The sequence below is a fragment of the Pseudomonas sp. PLMAX genome, from assembly GCF_046042685.1.
In the GTDB taxonomy this organism is placed as follows: Bacteria; Pseudomonadota; Gammaproteobacteria; order Pseudomonadales; family Pseudomonadaceae; genus Aquipseudomonas; species Aquipseudomonas putida_AE.
The window spans coordinates 3,865,839-3,886,314 of record NZ_CP064949.1; the positions used below are offsets into that span (position 1 = coordinate 3,865,839).

12 protein-coding genes and 1 pseudogene are annotated in these 20,476 nt (G+C 53.3%); 5 read left to right on the forward strand and 8 right to left on the reverse strand.

Annotated features, from left to right (window positions below):
* The first annotated feature begins 142 nt into the window (after positions 1-142).
* Genes DKB71_RS17695 through DKB71_RS17710 form a run of 4 tightly spaced genes read left to right on the forward strand, consistent with a single transcriptional unit; the run spans position 143 to position 3,801 of the window.
* A complete protein-coding gene (locus DKB71_RS17695) occupies positions 143-424 on the forward strand; it encodes a hypothetical protein (RefSeq protein WP_408596242.1) in 282 nt (93 codons plus the stop codon).
* A gap of 54 nt (positions 425-478) precedes the next feature.
* Positions 479-1,549 (forward strand): ABC-three component system protein, encoded by a 1,071-nt coding sequence (locus DKB71_RS17700; protein ID WP_408596244.1) that lies wholly within the window; start codon positions 479-481, stop codon positions 1,547-1,549.
* Positions 1,550-1,552: 3 nt separating this feature from the next.
* Positions 1,553-1,984 (forward strand): ABC-three component system middle component 2, encoded by a 432-nt coding sequence (locus tag DKB71_RS17705; protein ID WP_408596246.1) that lies wholly within the window; start codon positions 1,553-1,555, stop codon positions 1,982-1,984.
* On the forward strand, positions 1,984-3,801 hold the full coding sequence (locus DKB71_RS17710; protein ID WP_408596248.1) for a hypothetical protein: 1,818 nt from the start codon (positions 1,984-1,986) through the stop codon (positions 3,799-3,801). Before DKB71_RS17705 ends, DKB71_RS17710 begins: the two co-directional genes overlap by 1 nt.
* Positions 3,802-4,491: 690 nt before the next feature.
* Here the strand turns inward: DKB71_RS17710 and DKB71_RS17715 are convergent.
* The 4 genes from DKB71_RS17715 to DKB71_RS17730 form a co-directional block, all read right to left on the reverse strand.
* Positions 4,492-5,475: a Wadjet anti-phage system protein JetD domain-containing protein gene (locus tag DKB71_RS17715; protein WP_408596249.1), complete on the reverse strand. Its 984-nt coding sequence runs from the start codon at positions 5,473-5,475 to the stop codon at positions 4,492-4,494.
* 2 nt (positions 5,476-5,477) lie between these two features.
* Positions 5,478-9,740, reverse strand: a complete 4,263-nt coding sequence (locus DKB71_RS17720; protein WP_408596251.1) for a hypothetical protein — start codon at positions 9,738-9,740, stop codon at positions 5,478-5,480.
* Between the two features lie 63 nt (positions 9,741-9,803).
* Positions 9,804-10,529 carry a hypothetical protein gene (locus DKB71_RS17725; RefSeq protein ID WP_150652724.1) on the reverse strand — a complete coding sequence of 242 codons (726 nt, stop codon included), beginning with the start codon at positions 10,527-10,529 and terminating at the stop codon, positions 9,804-9,806.
* Positions 10,516-11,994 carry a hypothetical protein gene (locus DKB71_RS17730; RefSeq protein WP_150652725.1) on the reverse strand — a complete coding sequence of 493 codons (1,479 nt, stop codon included), beginning with the start codon at positions 11,992-11,994 and terminating at the stop codon, positions 10,516-10,518. Before DKB71_RS17730 ends, DKB71_RS17725 begins: the two co-directional genes overlap by 14 nt.
* A gap of 130 nt (positions 11,995-12,124) precedes the next feature.
* Between DKB71_RS17730 and DKB71_RS17735 the strand changes: the two genes are divergently transcribed.
* The gene (locus DKB71_RS17735) at positions 12,125-13,015 is read left to right on the forward strand and encodes a helix-turn-helix transcriptional regulator (protein WP_408596254.1); all 891 of its coding nucleotides are present in this window, start codon (positions 12,125-12,127) and stop codon (positions 13,013-13,015) included.
* Between the two features lie 248 nt (positions 13,016-13,263).
* Here DKB71_RS17735 and DKB71_RS17740 read toward each other — a convergent pair whose 3' ends face one another.
* From DKB71_RS17740 to DKB71_RS17755, 4 genes and pseudogenes are all read right to left on the reverse strand, one after another.
* A complete protein-coding gene (locus tag DKB71_RS17740; protein ID WP_408596256.1) occupies positions 13,264-14,121 on the reverse strand; it encodes an HNH endonuclease in 858 nt (285 codons plus the stop codon).
* Complete coding sequence (locus DKB71_RS17745) at positions 14,118-15,677, reverse strand: AAA family ATPase (protein WP_408596258.1); 1,560 nt, start codon at positions 15,675-15,677, stop codon at positions 14,118-14,120. The genes DKB71_RS17740 and DKB71_RS17745 overlap by 4 nt, the downstream gene beginning before the upstream one ends.
* A gap of 167 nt (positions 15,678-15,844) precedes the next feature.
* Positions 15,845-16,012, reverse strand: a complete 168-nt coding sequence (locus DKB71_RS17750; protein ID WP_191630971.1) for a hypothetical protein — start codon at positions 16,010-16,012, stop codon at positions 15,845-15,847.
* 428 nt (positions 16,013-16,440) lie between these two features.
* Positions 16,441-20,445, reverse strand: a pseudogene (locus DKB71_RS17755) (hypothetical protein); the annotation flags it as partial.
* Between the last annotated feature and the right edge of the window lie 31 nt (positions 20,446-20,476).

A 20,476-nucleotide genomic window follows, 5' to 3' on the forward strand; every position in this document is an offset into this window, starting at 1 on the left:
TGGAGATCAGCATGGATCAGCTGCACCAACACGCAATTGATAATACAAACTTCGAATGTATCCCGACGATTTCCAATCGGGCGTCTTTGTCGTGCCTGAAAATTGATGAATAACATTCAAATAGCATCTAGGGGACATATAGATGAATGAACCTGACCAAGGCTATATATTCAATCCTGCAGATCTCGTCGAATATGCGATGGATAAGCCGATTGGCGCCGCACGGGCAGCATTGACGGTGGCCTTGGAAAAGGCTGACGTTTATATTGATATTGTTACTGACGAGCTTTCAGAAAACATGGAGTTGAATCAAGAATTTCTGAAAGTGCTTTCTGGCGCCTTGCGGAAAAATTCTAGCAAGGTACTCGGCGACATGCCAAACCGCATCAAGGGTTGCCAGTTTGAGCGCGATCTCGGATTATGATTAATCTTGATCTGTTTCTGACGCATAAGGCATTTACGTGGAACAGGGTGGCCAATGTCTATCGGTGAGAATTCCATAAAAACTCCCCCGGCCCCAGAGCTTATGCTCACGGCGCTCGATGTGCAAAAAGGAGAGCCGGTTCATCCCTTGGATCGCCTGATGATAATGTCGGCTGATGAGTGGGAGATATTTACCCTAGAGCTAGTTTTTTACTTTGATAAGGAATACGAGAAGGTCACTCGTTGCGCGGGTGCCGGAGACAAAGGGCGAGACGTTATCGCTCGGTTCTCATCGGGATGGGACAATTACCAGTGTAAGCACTATGGTAGAAAATTAAGCGTTGCAGATGTTGTGGCTGAACTCGGCAAACTGGTTTTCTACACATGGAGAGGGGACTATACCCTTCCGCGGGATTATCGCTTCGTCACGCCTAAAGGTTGTAGCTCTGATTGCATTGATATGCTGGTCAACAAGTCTCGTATCAAGACGGAGATCATACAGCGGTGGGATGTCGAGTGCCGTGACAAAATCACGAAGACAGAGTCGATCCTGCTTGAGGGTGCTTTACTGGATTATCTGAATGCTATTGATTTCTCTTTTATTGACGAAATGTCTGCCCAAGAACTAGTCGACAAGCATCAGAAGACCCCGTACCACTCATCACGTTTCGGTAGTTACCATCTAAAACGTCCGCAGTTGAAAAAAGGTGTCCCTGAGTCAGTCGGGGATAATGAGAAAATTTATATCGAAGCTCTTTTGCATGCTTTTTCTGATGTTGATGGAAAAGAGTATTCACATGCAGACGCTTTGAGCAGTGACTATGCAGAGGATCTTGAGCGGGCCAGGATCAACTTCTTCAGTGCCGAATCTTTAGAGGTGTTTTCGCGGGACGCATTTCCCGAAGGTTGTTATCGAGAGCTAAAAGATGATTGCTATGAAGGTTTGCACAGTGTAGTGCGTCAGGATCACAAAAATGGATATGAGCGATTTCTTCAAGTAAGCACCCAGGCGGTTAATGTTCCCTATGACTCCCATCCGCTTGTTCACTACATCCGGCCCTCCGATCGAAAAGGGCTGTGTCATCAACTGGTGAATGATAAAAAAATTAAGTGGGTCAGGAGATAGGTCATGAGTTCCAGGGATGTGTTTAATAGCTCTGTAGAAGTCGGAGCGAGAATCGTTCTGTTGCTTGCTGGGCTTGGTCGGAAACTTGATGTGGATGACCTTGTATTTTTTGACTATGCGTCGATTTATAGTGGTGACTTTCAGGGTGAGCCAAGCCTGCATCCAGTATTGCTGAATCGTCTAGCTGAACTTGTTCGAAGGCGTGAAATTTTCCCGGCCGCCATAAAGCTCTTCACTTCGAAAGGGCTCGTTAGCTCCCAAGTGGATGAACTTGGTGTTCGATATTATACAACCAAGGAAGGCAGTGATTTTGCCGGCAAGCTCTCTTCTGATTATCACACCGATTTTCGGCGTCGGGTTTCGTGGATTGAGGCGAATTTTGACCACCTCACGGCTCAGCGCAGCACTATTTATAAAATTGACAGGGTGGTCTGATGTTTATTGAAAGTGTTGTTGTTAGTGGCCCTGAACTCCCCGATGCTTCTGTTTATTTCACGAAAGGTGCCAATGTCGTTCAAGGTGGATCCGACACGGGCAAGTCTTATATTGTTCAATGCATCAAGTTTGCTTTGGGTGCGACCGAACCGCCAAAGCCAATTGCTCTTTCGAGGGGCTATACCTCCGTTAGACTCAAGTTTGAAAACGATGATGGAAGCCTCTTTACCCTAGAGCGACCGTTAGTAACGAACGCGAAAGCCACTCTCGTAGATGAAAATGGAATAGTTTCGGTTCTAGGCGCAAAGCACAGTGCAAAAAGAACAGATACCATATCCAGCCATTTTTTGCACAAGATGGGACTCGATGGGAAGTTGTTGCTTTCAGGTGCCGAATCACTGAATAGCAGCTCTTTTTCATTTCGTGATTTTGAAAAGACTCTTCTGATTGATGAGTCAAGGATCGTTGCTGAATATTCACCATTGGGTACCGGCCAGAATTCGGAAAAAACCAAAGAGAAGTCAATATTGAAATTGCTGCTCACAGGGCAGGACGATTCTGCGGTGAAGAGTGCAAAGAGGGATTTGGCTTCAAAAGCATTGTTAAAGCACAAGGTAGATGCCGTTGAAGAGATTGTAAGGAAATTCTATCCGGATGATGACGGCGCTCAACTTCAAGAGCTTCAAAAGCTGAACTCCTTCAAAAGCCAAGTGACTGTTCGATTGGGCTTGGCTGAGGCCGAATTGAAAAGTGCTTTCGAGTCAAGTGGTGGTCTTTTTGAACAGAAAGCACGGCGCATCTCCGAACTAGAGGTGGCCGAAGTCAAAGTATCTGAGGATAAGGCGCTCCTAAGCCGATTCAGCATGCTTGGCCAAAAGTATGAATCAGACCGGCAACGACTTGTTGGAATTGAACAAGCGGCAACCCTGCTTGATGCTTCCGATACGGTGCTCTGTCCCACCTGCGGTAACAAATTCGACTCTGACACGTGTACATCTGATGTAGATGACATCCGGAAGGGTGTTTCCTTCGAGCTCGATCGTATTTCGAAGAATATTCATGAGCTTTCGGAGGCTCAGGGCTCCCTGTCTGCGGCAATTGAACGAAACACCTCCAGCGCGCAGTCCTCGAAAGCCGCTATTGCTACATTGGAGAAGCAGATAGCCTCAGAGCTCCAGGATTCAGTACAGGCCGTCAGTGACCTCAAGGAGCTTTCCTCGTGCATCAAGCATGATTTGACTGCTCTGGATGAGCGAGTAGCCGCTAAGGCCAAACTAACCGAAGAGTTGAAACGGCTGGGCCTTCTTCTGCTGGAGGAACAAGATGGGTACACCGCTGATAGCTTTGAAGACGCCGTGAAGCCACTGGTTTCGGAGATTCAGTCAATCCTTGGCCGCTGGGGATTCCCAAATTACCTTCCAGTGGACTTCGATTTCAAAACGAGGGACATCACTATCGGTGGCAGCGCGAGAGGTCATTTTGGTAAGGGGTATCGGGCTGTTGCGTTCTCTGCCTTTGTTCTGGGGTTAATGAATCTGTTGAAGCTCTCTGGTCGGCATCCTGGCTTCGTGGTGCTCGACTCGCCACTGACTACTTACAAAGAGGGAGACGAACTACCGGAGGACGAGCGCGACGAAGTCTCTGGTGACCTCATCTACGCTTTCTATCGCGATATTGCGGACAGCTTCAAAGACTCTCAAATCATAATTTTTGAGAACCAAGAGCCTAATATGTCCGTAATCCCGGCGCTAAATTATCAACACTTCACTAAAAATCGGGGCCACGGCCGATATGGTTTCTTCCCATTGAGAGACTAGCTCACATACATCCAGTCCGATTAGAACTATAGGTCAAGCGGCGTCGGATGCTGAGCGCGCAGTTCTGCTGGCGGATACGTGCGCCACCACGTATCCGCTCGCCATGTACTAGCGGGATAACAGCTGATTCTGAAACGGCGCTTTGCTCAGTTCTGCTCGTTTTGATGAATGGCCGTAAACGAACATGGGGCATACAATCATGAGAGAGCGGTGGCTAGCTAAAAATGCCCGAGTCCCCATTTACGCCCCCCATCCAGTCACTCAAAATAGGGGCAAATCTGGGGGCATTTCTCCAACAAAACCAGCCTGAAAGGCCGCCCCATGGCCGTGTTCAAATGTTTTTTGGCGACCCTGAGAGTCTTTAGACGTCGTCTGGCAGGCTGTTCGGTTGATCATTTCTGCCTTTCCACAAACCATGGAGCTCCATTCACTTCCGGTAGATTGCTACATTGGGGGCACATCTGAGGGCATGCTTTGGATGGTTTGAAAAGGATGCCCTCAGCCTAAGGTCCAACAGTCTCCTTCATCGAAAACTCACCCGTTGTCAATGAGATCAGCAATGTTCACAGCGAGGTTCCCTATCATTTGCGATCTGGAGGATAGCGAAACAATGGCTGAGGTCGAGTCTCGGATTCCCCGTCCTAGAACCTTCATTACGTTATTTCCAGCGTTACGCGTTGGCGTTGAGTATCAGCTTTCCATCAGTTGTTCCAGCCCTACACCTTCTTGAGGTAACCAGTACCCCTCCTCCCAGAGCTCAGTGATCTGCCCAGAGAAATCCGGCAACCAAGATTTCACTAAATGTCGGTGTTCAGCGTTCAGTGACACAGAATCCCGGCGCCGCCCCACTTCTAGCAATAGGCGGTAAAAGCCAATGCTCGGCGTCAACTGAAGTCGATGCAAATGATTGAATTTCAAGGGAATATTCAGACCTTCAGGATCGATGTCACCGAAGTATTCTGCACTTTGGGCATCTCGCTCTCTCATGACCTCCAGCAAAGCCAGACCGGACGCGCAAATCGTATTTCCACCACCATAGACGATGGCGCTGTAGCGCTTGGCCTGCTCGTTCCACTCTCCCAGGCTCCAGAACGTGTGGTGGTTTTCGACCACGAGCACAGGTGCTCCAACGGCGTCTGAAGGTCGGTAAGCAAGCGGGTGCTCAACCCGCATCGCTCCGATGACACTTAAGGGCATGCGACCACCAAAGAGCGCTCCATTGCGCACCCGGGCGTCGAGAAATTTCTCATCCCCGAAAATTTCCAGCGACCGCTCACGCAACGGCACCTGCAGGAATCGACCGCGGCGCTTGATCAGCCACTCGTTGACCATAAAAGCTGTTGCTTGCTCGCTCAATGACAGGCTAGGCCAGAACCCAATCTCCGGCAGCCATGAAACGCTGTTGTAGTCGAATGTCGACTTCTGCTTTTCTTCTCGCAACAAGGTAATGGCCTTGGGCATTGGAGGGTGGCCAAGCTTTTCGAAGCCCCCCGCGCCGGGTAATTTCAGCAAACCCTCAGACTCTCCTAGCCGCAACGCTTCGAGCAACTGAGCATCCCGGTTCGGCGTCTCGACCTGCTCCGGATAAGCTGCAAGCCAGAGGGTTCTGAGCGTCGGTAGCGTCACGCGCTTCCCTGCTTCCAGCCCAAGCGTTTTCAAAAATGCAGCGCTCATGGTTATACCGCCGCCTCAGCAAAGGTCGCCCTGGCCATCTCGATATGCGTGCGTTTTGTCTTGCTATTAACGCCGGCCTTACGAAGCCGGATGATCCGCCTGAACCCTTCGAGGATGTTGGCATCCGCATTGGCGGTAAAGCAGATCAGCTGGATACCGAGGCTGGTTGCCAGCTTTCTCTGCGCATCGATGAGGGCTCTGGTCTGGACGTTTGCGAAGGGGTTGTCCAGAAGCAAGGGCCCGCCACCGCCGCGTTTTGCTTGTGTCTGTGTGCTCACACGCATATGACTGACCAGCATGTAGAGGAACGTCGCGATGACAGTCCCTTGGCCACCTGACTTCTTCATGGCATTCACAGGCTGATACTGAAAATCGATGTTCTGCTCCATTTTCAGCATGTGCAGCCCAAACGACTTCTCGTTCGTAAAGCGCAACAGGCACTGCGTGATGATGTCCGCCCCACTGCTTGGGACGACGCCATCCTCGATCTGACTGTTCAGATAGTGGCGGATTTCGAGCTTGCGCTGCTCCGAGCTCTTCGCAGAAAGGTTGGCCGACATCTTCAGGATTTCTTTGCCACCCACATAAGGCGTTCCGGCGGGCATGGTGATTCCTGAGGCATATTTGACCAAAGAGCTCGCCGACGTCGCCTGGTTGTAGACCTCATTCACGCAGCTCTCGAAGTCAGGAATCATTTCGTTCAGCTGATCCATGACCGAAGCAATCCGGTCATGGATCATTTCAGCCAAGCGATCATGGTCGGTACATGCTTTGTCAAAATCGTCCTGACTGATGTGCATCGAGACCTCAGGCTCTACGGCAATGAAATCGCTGTGCGTGGCGACCCTGACCAAGTCTCGATGCGCCCTGCTTGTCTCGATACTGCAGTTTTTCACTGCTGCATCTCGCGCGGTTCGCATTTCTACCAAAGCGGTTACGCGCCGTTGGATATCTCCGTCCAGCGGGATCAGTTTGGGTTCGGCATTGGTAGCAGGGAATGCCGACGCTACAAAATTGACCTGGACGACCAGGGCATCCTTGCGCTTCTCATCGGCGGCGCTGTCGATACGTTGTTGAGTGATTTGCCGGCGAAGAGTTTCGGCCTCAGCGCCTCGCGCCACCGCAGCAGCCAACTCACGCTCCAAGGCATTGGAGACTTCCTCATCACTGAGTCTGCGCATGTCTTCTGAAGGCTCTTCAGGGGCGTGCTCGCGGATGAAACTGTTCAACACTGAGCCCGTTACAGCTGCGTCATGAACCGCTCTCTCCTTCTCGCCATCAAGCCGTGTGTTCAGCTTTTTCTGCGAGTCGATTTCTGCTCCGATGTCGATCTCACTCAGGGCGAGCTCCGTGATGAACGCGTCGTCAAGACGGCCATACTCCTTGAGGAATAGCGCTGCCAATTGAGTAGATCGGTCGCGCTGGTCTCTCAGTTGGTAACTGACGACGCCGAGCTTATGGTTTTCCTCCGCGGTCAGCATCCTCATGGCGTTTGAATACAGCGTCCGAATGACGCTGAGGTCATATCCCGTTTCTTGTAGACAGCCCTCGGCGTCGAAATCGGCGTCATACCGCGTAACTTGCCCAAACTCACGCTGTAGCTCGGAGACAGTAGCGGCAACGTCAACCAGATCCAGGCGAACCTCTTCCAATCTCAGTGAGTGAACGCCTTCATCCTCCCGAAGCTCATCCAGCAACGCGGTGATTTGATTCATCTCTCGGTTGATTTCTAGCAGTTCTCGACGCCCCGCTTCAACCTGGGGTTCCCAGCTGGCCGCGTAATCAGACAGACGCTTGAGGCCGTTCTCGTGGGCCTGAATCTGAGCCGGGAGCGCTTCGATACGCGCACTCAGCGCTTCAAGCTCATGAGTCAAGCGGTCAGTGAGCTCAATCAGCGCAGTCCGCTTCGCCGTCGCAGACTCGATTTCTTCTTGGCGTTGCTCAACTTCCAATTCGATCTGTTGAATAGCCTCGCGCGTGTAATCGCGCTGAAAGCGTTGAAGGGAGGCAAGCGCCGACTGAGCTTGCCTCTCCCGGGCAGAGAAAGCGTCATGCTCGACGTGAGTCTGCTCGATCAGGGCCTGGCAATCTACCAACAACTGGGCGGCAGCGGCCTTATTGAAAAGCGAGTCCTTTTCTGGCCCGAAGACGTAACGATCTTCAGAAGCAGGTTCGGCATCCAGGCTCGCCACTGCCAGCGTCACAGGCAGGGAGAGGGGCAGCTGCAGGGACTGTCCGACTTGAATCGCTTTGTTCCACTCTTCCTTCGCGACATTGACACCGAGAAACCGCGCCGGATCTGACAAGACGAGCGCCCTCGCCTCCTCAGCGTCGGTTCGCAGATCAGCGACATAGGTGTTGGTTGCCCTGGCAGAGCGTATGCCAGCCGAGTTGAGCGCACGCACTACCCTATCAACGTCATCACTGCGCCCGGCCAAGCCGGTCTGTTCGATCGACTCCTGCTGTTCGTGCAGCTGTTTGAGGCGGATGGCGCAGTTAGAGAGTTCGCTTCGGGTCGACTCGATAAACTGCTGAACATGAGTGACCAGTGCGGACGAGTGAGGATCACATTGACCGTCGACCAACAAGGTCAAAACAGGGTCATTGTGCAAGTTCTCAACGTTACGATCATATTCGTTCAGGCGCTGCTTCAACGTAGTCAATGCATGTTGCGCATGAGTGATGTCTTGCTGGGCCGAAGAGGTTTGCGCTTGCGCATCATCTAAACATGCTTTTTTCACCAGCCGCTGCTCACGCAACTCATCGAGCGTGGATTCAAGCTCGGTGATGACTGTCCTCAGACGCGTAATCGCTGAGCTCACGTCGATATCGGTTGGCAGCAGCCAGCCATTTTCGATCAACCCGTCCAGTATCTGGTTCGCTGCCCGAATACGCTCTTCAATCTTCCCCTTCGTGCCACTGAGCTCAGCCACCCTGCTGCTGCACTGGTTTCGCTGTTGAGCGATGCGCAAGAGGCCCGCTTTCAGTTCTGTCTCCTGCGCAAGCATTGAAGAGCGTGTTTGCTGGTACCTGTCAGTGTGCTGTTGAATCAGGAAACGAAGCATGGCGCCGTTCTGAGAGGCCTCGTTCTCAAAAGGCCTCAGTTCTTCCTTGAGCGCAGCTGTTTGACTTTCCAGCTCGGCAATCACCTTCTCCACGTTGAAGATGTCTCGCTTGACCAGCGCACCGTTGAGGCAGTCAAGCCGCACCAATCCAGCTTTGAATGTCTGCTGCAATTCATCGGTACGCTGCTTGGCGGCCTGATCTTCACGAGACAGCTTGAGCCTCTGCAGCGAGAAGTGATTACGCTTGGCAAAAGCCGCCTCGTCATCTGCTTTGCTTGCGAGTTGCTCAAGCTGGTCGACTGCATTGTTCGCCTTCGTCAACCGCACATCCAGGGCACTTATCTGATCACGCATCGTGAATACGATGTCAGCCGCATCCTGCTCCACGGCCAACAGAGCGGCCTTGGCTCCAAGGAAGGCAGCTGCGCTTTCTCCGAAGGGTGTCATGGCCTGCTGAAGGCGCTGCAGTTCGTACAAGCGGGCTTCATACTTTGGCTTTGACTTAAGCCTATCCATCGTCTGGACGACCATGTCTCTGAGCGCGCTGGTGTGCTCTTGATTCATCGACAAATTCAACAGTTTCGTAACGAGGTCGCTTTCGGAGCTGAAAGACAGAAAACCCTCTTCGCTTCCGCCTTCACGGCTGTTAAAGGACAGCTGCATGCTCAGCAGTTCAACGTCGATCAGTCGGCGCTGCTCCAGGTGCGAAACCCACTCTCCCTGGTTGTGGCTGAGGTAGAAGTCGCCCTGGCTCTCCAGCCGAGCGTTTTGATGTGCCCAATTCAAGAAGGCCTGCATCGACTGAACCGGCGCGAGGGAAAGGCCCGGAACCGGCAAGTCTTCCCATGCCAGGCCAGAGCTGGCTTCAAAAGCAAAAAAACGGCGATCAACCTCTGACGCCCGGTCTGCGGCCTCCTTCACTTGAACTGCCTGACCGATGACCACTCGGTAAGACTGCCCGTTAGCGCTACGTGGAGGCATCACCCATTCAATGGCGATGAAGGATGGCCTGACATCGCGGGAGAAGTAATCCCTGAAACTGTGGGATTTGGACTGCAGATGCTGCAACCAGCGCTCCTGCTTGGGCTCAAAGCAGCTGAAAATGTAAGAGAGCAGTGAGGTTTTGCCCCCAGCATTCTCAAGGTTCATGCAACTGTCGATCGGCTCGCCTGTTGCAGGGTCACACAGGTCGAACGTCATCTCCTCATACCAGCTGGTGGGGGATCCGAACCGGTCTACGTAGATCCTTGAAATGCGCATAGGTCATCCTTGATTGGAGGGAGCGGCAGCTGCGGCGACAGCTTTAAAGAGGTTCGGTAGGGTCAATTCGCGCAACTGCACGCGTAGCTGGTGTGTGGGCGTAAAAATGGTCTTGTCGCGCATTTCCTCATTGCCCTCCTTTCTGACCAACCCATAGTCATGCAGCCGAAGCAGGCAAACCCTCACGATCCCATCCACAGACTTCATTGACGCCCGCTCAGCACCAGGTATGAACACTGGAAGATCCAGAAGGAAGCTCCAGCCCGGGCGAAGCTGTTCCGCGGCGTAACTATCGCCTTCAGCGGATGAACGCAGGGAATTCGCGATGGCAAGAACCTTGTCTCTTATCTCGGCCAAGGTGCTCGGAAATGGGGCTCGCCCCTCGTCTTCTATGTGGTCTGTAGTGGGATAGAACACTGCAGCAATCGCGAGATGGATCAGTACCATGGCTACCTTGTCCTGCTCTGACATGGATCGCCGCAAGTCAGACGGGCGCAGTGAAAAGCGGCTGTTTCTGCCCGTAGGAGCAATCACCAACCCTCGCTCACTCACGTCGAGAATGACCAACTCCATGCCGGCAGCGACTCCGTTGACCACCTCCGCGAACAGGCGTTCACCGCGAAACCTTGCCACCAAATGCCGGTAGTCTGCGTCGTTTGCAGGATTGGCCGCGACCGCCATTGCCTTGTAGAGCAGCGTGGCTGCATCCTGGCTATCACTGCTGCTCATTACTGCTCTCCTGCTTGATGACATATTTCAGGTCGTCGCCTGATACCACGGAAGTTTCGAACTCACCGCTCACGTGGGCATGAAGATGGGGGTAGCGTGACTCGCTGTCGGCGTAGGCTCGATAGAGCTCGTAGGCAACAGCTTTACGCTCCACGAACGACAGGCCTTCACGCTCAGCGAGTTCGATCAGTTGCCCAAGGTGCCAGGTCTGCCCGGAATGCATCTTCACGTCGAGCCATGCGAGGGCCGTTGCAATAACCTCAGTCGAGAAGGGATTGGGGATCTGCACAAACTCTGCAATTTCCCCATCGACTTCCTCTTCGTCGCCCTCGTACACGTAAGCGTCCCGTCGCTCCAAAAGCGCATCCAATAAGGTCGACAAATCAAAAATCTTGGGGGGGACTGCAGGGTAGAAGCTGAGTAAAAGGTCTTCTGTGACGCTGGAGATTGCACTCAGAGGCTTTTCCATGAGCGCTGGCAGCAGCTGAAGGTCTATGTCGGGCAAGCCAGAGCGGCGCCGAGCCCGAAAGCCCAACGCCTGCCCCTGAAGAAAACGATCACCCGCCCCTCCAATGTCATTCAGCAGGTTCAAACGCTGCAGGTTGGCGCGTTGCAGTTGAAGGTTGAGCTTGGCCAGTGGGGCGATGGCGTTCGGGTTGTCCATGCCGCGAATTTTGGTGGCAAGCGACTCCATCATGTGATGATCGACCGATTGGCGCTCTGAGACGTGATGGCGTGCTTCACTCAACCGCGGGCTGATGTCTTTGCGCCAATTTACAGTGCCCGGTGAACGATTGGCCTGGCGAATCATCTCTCGGATCATTTGTCGGTGCTCAATTGACAGCAAACGTGCGCGATTCGCGAGCTCCAGTGCTTGCTCAAAACGTCCGTTTTCGATGAGGTGAACCAGCATCTTTTCGATGAGAACCTGATAATCCTCAATTTCAAGATCTAGCATCCCCATGAGCACTACATAGCCCTGCTCGGTCGGGGTGAAGCGCACGGTACCTTCATGATCCTGCTCCAAGCGAACCAGCTTGAAGGTGAACTCTTTGGTCTCACCGGAGGGCGCGTGAAAATACGATTCACGGTGTGCTGCGTATTTATTGGTGGCGTTACTCAACGTATCCAGCACGACTTCCGCCACACGCAATCTGGCGGGCTCGCTGAGCTCGGCGCGCATACTGCCGGCGGTGACCATCAAGTGATCACGTACCTCGGTGAGGGTGTACCCCTGATTAATTGCAGCACCTTCCATCATGTAGAAAAGCGAGGCAAGGCAGAGGTAATTGGTATCCAGCCCCTCCAACACCTTGGAATCATCGTCACCGCGGTGCATCGACTTATTGATGTCAAGGCGCAAAATCGGGCGCAAGAGCAGCAAGTTGCGTTGGTGGGCTGTCAGATCGACCAGGTCACCATTCCTCGTGTTAGGAGGCTCTGCCATGTTAGAAAGGTCGTTCATATTCAGCCCACGAATTCCTTGTCGAGCCGTTGGCACCGGCCAAGCCAGAACCGAATCATTATGAGGTGGTGTGACGGATACTAGCTTTATGCCTCTAAGCATCGCAACCAGAAAATAGAACGTAGACGATTTGATGACCAAAGACATTGCAGATCACTCGCAGGCGCAGCAGGAGCGCCTTGCCTACATCGAGCTGAACCTGTGGTTTCTAGGGGAAGTGCGACGGCAGATGCTGGTGAGGCGTTTCCAGATAAAGGCTGCGTCAGCGACCCGGGATCTGGCCCTGTATACCAGCTTGAATCCAGGCAACTTGAGCTACGACGTCAGAGCCAAGACCTTTTTCATAACCCCGAGCTTCAAGCCCATGTACAGCTTCAGCTCGCAACGGGTAATGACTTGGCTGTCTCAGGGGTTTGCGGACGGTTTTCCTGGTGTGTGGGCCGCAGGGGTGCCTGCTCTGCAGCCCGCACGCCTGGGTAATCCAAGCCTTGAAACGCTGGGCGTAGTGACGCGGGCCATCTTTCAACGGCAGCCCCTACTCATCCGCTACGAGTCTTTAAGCGGTGCAAGCGAGCGCGTAATTGTGCCGCATGTGCTGGTAGACAACGGGCTGCGATGGCATGTACGTGGCTTTGATCGAAAAACGCAAGAGTTCCGAGACTTTGTTGTCACCCGGATCATCGAGCCGCGGACTCTCGATAACGACGTGCCACTGGACTATGAAACGCGGGAATCCGATAACCAATGGAACCATCAGGTGACGCTGGAAATGGTGCATCATCCTGACCAACCTCGGCCTGAAGTAACTCACTTGGACTACGAGATGCAGGAGGGCGTGCTGAGGATGACTGTTCAAGCGCTGACTGCCGGCTACACCCTGCGCCAGTGGAGTGTTGACTGCTCACCTGATCACAGCCTCAGAGGCCCAGAGTACCGACTGTGGCTCAGGAATCATGAGGTGCTTGTAGGCGTGGATAACGCACTGCTTGCCCCTGGATTTTCAGAGTCAACTGCGGTCTAGTATCGCCCGCAGGTTGACATGCAGACCTGCTCTGAAAAGACGGTGGATGCTCCGTCGTCCTTCGACTCATGTGCGTCGGTCATGAGTTGCGGCGCGGTACCAAGTGGTAGGCGCCTCAACTCAAACTGGACAAAAGCATCGGGCGCTGGCTTGGCGCCCTGCCACTCATTCACTTGTTCACGACCACCTTGGTGGTCAAAGCTTACGCTCCCGGGCCATCAGTCCTGCTGCGATAACTACGGCTCGATTCATAACTCAGCACTGCAGAACCATTCATCATCCACCAAAGCCCTATACATGACCTTTCTCCAATGATTAGCGGGCAGGCTTTGGCTTTGCGCAACGGAACGCAGTTGCTCACGGAACACCTCAGGCGCCAGGTTTTTCATATGGCCTCTTCGCTGATCAACCAGGGTTCCCAAGTCTTCGGCAGCGCGCACTCGATAACGCCGTGCGATGTTGAAAAAATCGAAGTGATTCGAAGCTCGCTTTTTATTCACCTCCAGCCACTCATCAGGCGGGCACACTTTATACTGAATAGCGCAGGGCGTTTCGTGAGTGACCTCGGCTTTGATCCATGTGTCCTCGTGGAAGCACGCCTGATCGTAATAAGGGTGGATATGCTGTTGCGCAGGATTGGTGATGATCGGATTGCCCTTATCAGTATTGCAGTCCCTACAGGCAGGCACGAGATTGTAAGGCAGCACGGAAAGCTGCGGGTAGTTTGCCTTTGGCAGATAATGATCGAGTGTCTTAACATCCGTAGCCAGCCCACAAAGAGGGCAAACATCATGAGCAGATACTAGAATGGCGTTATAAAGGGAGCGTCCAGGCTCTCGTTTCACCATGTAGTATTCATACAGTTTGACAAGCTCGGACTTTTTTATGTCAGCGACGACAATTGGATCCTCCCCTCTCGCTGTTCGTAAAGGAGGAATCGTACAGGCTGAGCCTGCTTTTGCATGCTCAAGGTAAGCCAGCGCCGCGGTCTTGAAAAATTCTATTTCGCTCAGCATCCGATCTCTGTCAGATACTTCGTTAATTGCCGATACACATTGGCGGAAGGAGAAGTCAGGCTCGTAGTCCTGAATATTCATTCTCTTCATGGGGTCGCCTTCGAATGACTGTCGTTCGCCTTCGAGTCACGGTCTGCAATAAGCGCTCGCAGGATAGCTTGGGCCTCGAAGCCTAATCTCCCATCAAATTTCCGAAGAATTTTGTCAAACGTTTCGCCTTCGTCTACCGCAGCCTGAAGAATGGTGTGAAAACCGGACAGCTGAACTTCCAAGCCGAAGACTTCGCGCGTCAGTACGCCAACATTTTCTCCAAATGTCTCAATTTGCGGGCGTTTGGCGGCGGCAGAGAGCCCCTTTCGATTGACTTTCCAGGCACAGGAGGACGGAATCTCCTGAAGCACGACGGGCGAATGTGTGGCAATGATTGCCACGCCATTGCGATCGAGCATCAAATCGTTCAGGGCCCTGATGAAAGCGGACAGCAAAGGCGGATGAAGGTGGCTTTCGGGCTCGTCCAGCAGAACCAGTGTTTTCTCCTCTACCCGCTCAACCAACTTGGCAATGGTCAGGAGGACGATGGCATGCCCCGAGCTGAGCGTGGAAAAAAGCAATTCGGCTGCATCAATGTACTTGGCACTCGACAGCTCCACCTGGGTCAGCATTTCCATCTGGGCAAAATTGTCATCCGACTGCAGGCTCTTTACGGCTTTTTCCCACATGCGCCTTTTATAATCATCTCTGAAGCACGCTTGCAGTGCCTTTACATATTCGCTTTTAAGCTCCGAAGATCCCTTCAGTTCGTAACCATGCTCAGTGGGGCGTTTCAAGCCCACGTAATAAAAGCATGTGCCCTTTGATGGGTCAGGTTGATCTGGCGGCGGACTGAATGGGTCAAAGGCACTAAAGGACACAGAGACCACGCTGCTGAAATATTCACGCGTGATGGGAATACGCTCCATATGCCACTGCCCAGTATGGTACAGCCTATCTTGAGTATTCCCCTGGCCGAGAGCGGCCTTTACGATCCCGTTGAGAATCGTTGTTTTACCAATGCCATTTCGCCCAATGAGTGCATGGACATTGCTGGAAGGTGCCGATTCGGCTTCCACACTGAATTTCAGCTCAATGCCTGCCGTATCCTCCCCTCCTGATTTCTCATAAATGAAGTCATAGTTCGTACGTACCGCACCACCGCTCAAGACGCGCACGAACTGCTGCTTGATGCTCGGCAGACTCACGTCTCGTAGCAGTGATATAGAAAGAACTTCCTCATCGATCACGCTTTCAAGCAATTCAGGGTTTGCCGCGAGATCTCTCATGCCCGCTACGTACTCTTTTGCGAGCGGCTTAGGTACGCTGTTGGCAAGCTTGTTGTAGTACTCAACGTTATTGCCAAGAGAAAAGAACTCATCCGACAGTTCAGGAAAGTGAAGCTGCAGCTTCGACATGGTACTGGTGTCTTTGGTCTGCCCGCGAAAACCTATCTTCACATTCCCTAAGTCATGCTCGACGCCGCTTTGGTCGTAGATGATGACGTAAAACATCGTCACGAAATCATAGTCGTTCCATCGGTCATATTTTAAATATGCGCAGTTTCTGGCGGTCGGGGGAAATCGATCATCTCGACCAACAACGTAAAAGTCCATTTAAGTCCTTATAAACATCAACATGAATTCGAATACAGGGTGCGTGGTCGCAGGCGCCATCAAGCGCGTCTGGAGATTGGACTGATTAACCAGCCCAGATCGATAGAGGCATAATGCCATGCCATGCCATGCCATGCCATGCCTTGCAGTGCCGTGTAGATGGCTTTTTATAGCTGTGACTGACCCATTGCCATTTCCAAAGCGTCGGCCAGCTGGTCGAGAGCCTCTGTGAGACGCTGCTTCTCTCGCGCATCATCCATTTCGGGGTGAAATCCTCGCGCTTGCCTGAGCAGGGTTTCGAGGTCATTTGTATTCAGGTCAAGCTTCACCAACATGCCGTCCACTCCTGGTTACTGGGCAGCGCCAATGATCACTGTCTGTCGGCGCTGATGGGATTGTGAACCAGGCTACCGGAATTCATTGGCCCACCCTAGCATTCAAAAAATGATGACCTTACGGGTGATTTCGGAGGCAACATGTGGGTCATTCAAAATCAGCCAGTAGCCTGTCCCGTTGCTCCCGATATCTCAATCACGACTGAATGAACGTGTGGGAACGAGTTATCGGAAGGCACCGTAACGCGGGATGGCCGGACGGTTACCCTGAAACAAGGTGGGCTCAAAAAGGGTTGCGCCCGAGCGATCTCATCATGCTCAGTGAGCTGGTGACGATTGGAGTCTTGCCATCGTCACTCAATCAGACCTATAAAACATTGCGTCTTGGTCGTGGCACTTATTTCTCAGTGACCAGAGCCCCGCTTAACTCAAGGCTTCATCCCACTGCCCCCTCGGGTCGCCTCCACTTGAGCTCGGTTGGCCTCTATGGCTTTCAACGCTGCCCGCCCCCCTCGCTTAGTAAGATCAATTCCGATGACCTGGATGTCCTCAACGCTGGGAAACCTCCAGGCAATGGTCAGCCAGTGCTCCTGCAGTGCCGTGACGAGGCCTTCAAACCTTACCGGCCCCTCGTTCGGGGTCTCCCAGGTAGCCTGGCCGCCATGATCGACAATCAAAAAGATGCCGCAGCTTGAGCTGACATCGCGCAGATAGTCTCTGCAGAGCTGATTCTCGAGCCGTTCGAAGTGTGCAGGCCCACTCCAGTTTTGCGACAGCTTCAGCTCCACGGGTACTGGCGCGTACACCTGGCTGTTCTCGAATCGGTAATCAGGGCGCTTGTCGTCAGCCAGCTGCTCTTCCTGCGGAATGACGTACCGCCCGGCCGCGCGATCTCTCAACCAGTTACCAATGAACTTCCGGACGGAGGTTTCCTGATTGGTCAGTAACAAAAGCTCCGCGTAGCTCGAGTCGCCATCTTCGAGATCATGCTTCAAATCCAGCAGCCGATCGATGGCCAAGTTCCAGAGTTCTCGATGGGTGGACGGCGTGCTTTCCAATGAGTTATGGAATTCGATGACCTTTGCGGGTTCCCAGGGTGGTGTCTGCGAATCAGCCGTAGCTTTCTGCTGCGCGTAATAAGCGCTCCATGGCCGCAGCCGTTCCGCGGGATGTGCGTGGGCGATTTCCTCCAAGGCAAGAAATGCTTCTTTCCCCGGCGTCTCGCGAATGAATGCCAGAAGTCCATCACGAGCGTCTTGGGCGTCGTCTCTCAGGCCTGGTGAGTAGACACCTCCCCCCGTCCGGTCAATGTCATCCTCGATCCGTACATGAGTATGGGTCAGCAGGTACAGAGTCTTGGCATGCTCTACCGTTTTGTAGTTCTGGCGGCAGCGGCTGTTAGTGTAGCTCCCCACGATGGCCGTCAAGCAAAGCATCGCGAACTTCGCCTTTTCTGCGTCTGATGGCAGCGAGTCGATTCGGGCAGCCAGCGCTAGGATAGCAATCCCAGGATTCGTGCCGATCCACACGGCGTACCAGCTCGGCGCCATTTCCAGGTCGACTTCTTCCACTGCTCGCTTGGAAGCAAGATCCGCCAAGGTTTCATCATCAACTGACGAGTTCTGTACGATGCCCAACACTCGCTGCAGCGCCTCGAGGGTTTTGATGGGGTGTCCTAGCCGGGCTAGGAGTGGGACAGCTAAGACCTCCCACATCCAGTCACCAGATGAGCGCACTTTGCGAATCGCCTCGTTGTTGTAAGAGTCCGAATACTCTGCGTCTAACTCATATTCGATCTCGCGCAACACAATTTCTTGGATCTGCAGTGGGTGAATCCTAGCCAGCTCCCCAAGCCAATCTGGAAAGCCATTCAGCTCGCGCAGGGCGTAACGGATAGCGAGTTTTGCGTCCTCAGTGGACATCTGTGAGAACGTAGATAGCTGTTCTTCAGCCTCGATAGCCAGACCAATCAGTCCAAATATCACCTGATATGGCGTTGAATTCGGCGCAGCCCCTTCGGAGGGCAACTTCGGACGATATTCCCGCCAAAATCTGACGGCACCGTCTCGGAATGCCTGTGCCACCGACGTGCCGAATTCCGCGATGAGTGATTGCCAATGCCCGGTACTTCGAGTGTTCAATGACGAGGAGTCTTCACGCATCCGTTCCATCAGATACGCCTGATTACGGTTCATGACGCCTGGATTAGAGCTGTTAATCAACCCCACATTGGCCGCGAGCCCTTCTCTCCACGCCTGTCGATTTCCCTCTTCTTCAGCTTTGCGTTTGGCCGCTTCTTGCTTCCACCGAGCCTGTTGGGTTTCCCACTCCTTCACGGGCCGTTCAGGTGGATGCAGCAGCAGCTCAAGCTTCTCGCGGAGGTCGACGTGGTTCTCGGTCACCTGTTGGAGCTTGACCTTCCACGAGGGTGGGGTTCCATGTTGCGAGTAGATATTGAATGCCATGCTGAGCGCCATCAGGCGGTCGTCATTTTCAGTCAGGCTAACGATCTGATCACAGGCGACGTCGAAGTTTTCCCTATTCAGCGACCAAAATGGCTGGAAACCGAGTAATTGCCAAACATTAACTACAGGCTCGCGATGTACTTGTCCTTTCCGAGCCAAGGCAACGTCGTACCAGAAAAGGTGGTAGTCGAGTTGAGGCCACGTAGTCACGATTTCCCTGAGTGCTTCGCCAAGCTCACGAGCGGCCCGCTCTTCGTGGCTATGCATCTGGGCAAGGATACTCAGGATCGCGAGAACTGACTCGTCGAGCGCTGACGGATCGCGTGCCTGGAGCAAACGAAGCACGCCTACGCCGGCAATCTCGACAAGCCAGCTGTATCGCTGAGAAATAGTGCTGAAACCCTGGGTCTCAGTGGGTGGTTTGTTCAGCAGCGCACTGATTCCGCGAATGAAGTTGGGAAGACTTTCCAGCGGCGATTCTGCTGCCAATGATGAAAGCTTGGTCGCCAAGTCGTCCCTACCGCTAAAACGTTCCTTGTCCGCGGATCGCTCTAGCGCCTCCACCAGCCAGGGAAGCCACTGGTTGTCGAGCGGCAGTCCATCCACAAGCTCAGCTAACCAGTCCCGGTTCACCTTCGAGTCACCCGTCAACAGGCCTATGCGGATGTCTGCGAGATCTTGCGGCGTCCCAAGATCGATCACTGCTCGGATTGCAGCTATGCGGGTGTGTTTGTGCGGGGAATTGAGGGCAAATCGCTTCGTCTCTTCGAGCGCGCCAATCACCTCGCCCTGCCAGACCATTCTTAGAAGGAACCAGGCGATGTCATCGTAGGTACCGTATTGCGCCAGAAGTTCTTTGATGTCTTCAGTGAGATCGTGGTGCGCGAATCGCTGTACGGCCGAATAGTCAGTCATCGTCCAGCTGTGAGCCGGCTGCGCCAAGTGCTCGCACGCTTTGCGCAGCACTCTACGACGAGTGCTCAGAGGGAGTTGTCCTGGATCGCCTCCCTCAAAAAACACCTCTGGAGCAACTTCCTCTAGCCGAGCACATATGCGCTCATCTAAGAGCGCCAACCACGGCAGCACTGGGCGCATGGATGGATTGATCACCTCCAGCCCGTATTGCGTCCGGAAGAATAGGTTCTCGATCTTAACTCGTGACGCCGCACCAAGAATGAGCGTGTGGAGCCATTCGGCTGTTAGATATTCGCGGACAGTTCGATGGTGAAAACGCACTGTCCCGTAGATACCAGGCTCAAAAATTGGCCGGCTCAGCAATGCTGCTGATTCTGTGTCGTTCCAATCCTTAAGGACGTCGCGAATCGGAATTCCAGATTTATTGGCGTCTCCATCCGGGACGCGAATTGCAGAAGTTTGCCCCAGTGTGGTGGCCGCTGCGATCAGGCGAACACCCTCCCTGAGTCTATCCGGGGCGATGGGCTTTTGTTCCGCCCTATCTTGGTCTCGTTCTTCGAAGCGGCGGTTAATGCTGCTCTGCATCAGTTCCAAGCGGGAGCCTATTCGGTTGTGCTCAAGCCAGAAGTCGACGAGTTCCAGGAAGTCCAGAGGGCGTGTGGTGAGCGACCATGCTTCTTTGCGATCCACTGCTGCACGAAATGCTTTGATGTCTTGAACGCCAGTGGCCGTTAGGAAGCGATCAACCTGCTCACCATGGATGTCATCCAACGTCACCAGGAGGAACGCCGTATCCGGTTGTGATTGGCTTGGTACCGTCTGAACAACATTTCCAGAGCCGTCATCCGTTGTGACAAATGTTTGCCGAGCTGCAGGTTCAAATGCAAAGGCCGTCTCGCAAAGCGCAAGATCTGTCCTTGCGCGCCATGCTGTACTTCGTCCGGTGATGAGTACGTGCATATGGGATGCAATGTTGCGGGTCAGGCGGGCAAGCTTTTTAACTGCCCGTTCAAAATCTTTTGGATCATTCAGCCGAGCCTCGTCGACAGAATCCGGCGTTTTTCAAGGTAGTTGTCGCATCAAC

Bases quoted from the DNA above. Each gene is read 5' to 3' on its own strand.
- DKB71_RS17695 (WP_408596242.1), top strand. From the start codon at position 143: ATGAATGAACCTGACCAAGGCTATATATTCAATCCTGCAGATCTCGTC.
- DKB71_RS17700 (WP_408596244.1), top strand. From the start codon at position 479: ATGTCTATCGGTGAGAATTCCATAAAAACTCCCCCGGCCCCAGAGCTT.
- DKB71_RS17705 (WP_408596246.1), top strand. From the start codon at position 1,553: ATGAGTTCCAGGGATGTGTTTAATAGCTCTGTAGAAGTCGGAGCGAGA.
- DKB71_RS17710 (WP_408596248.1), top strand. From the start codon at position 1,984: ATGTTTATTGAAAGTGTTGTTGTTAGTGGCCCTGAACTCCCCGATGCT.
- DKB71_RS17715 (WP_408596249.1), bottom strand. From the start codon at position 5,475: ATGAGCGCTGCATTTTTGAAAACGCTTGGGCTGGAAGCAGGGAAGCGC.
- DKB71_RS17720 (WP_408596251.1), bottom strand. From the start codon at position 9,740: ATGACGTTCGACCTGTGTGACCCTGCAACAGGCGAGCCGATCGACAGT.
- DKB71_RS17725 (WP_150652724.1), bottom strand. From the start codon at position 10,529: ATGAGCAGCAGTGATAGCCAGGATGCAGCCACGCTGCTCTACAAGGCA.
- DKB71_RS17730 (WP_150652725.1), bottom strand. From the start codon at position 11,994: ATGAACGACCTTTCTAACATGGCAGAGCCTCCTAACACGAGGAATGGT.
- DKB71_RS17740 (WP_408596256.1), bottom strand. From the start codon at position 14,121: ATGAAGAGAATGAATATTCAGGACTACGAGCCTGACTTCTCCTTCCGC.
- DKB71_RS17745 (WP_408596258.1), bottom strand. From the start codon at position 15,677: ATGGACTTTTACGTTGTTGGTCGAGATGATCGATTTCCCCCGACCGCC.
- DKB71_RS17750 (WP_191630971.1), bottom strand. From the start codon at position 16,012: ATGTTGGTGAAGCTTGACCTGAATACAAATGACCTCGAAACCCTGCTC.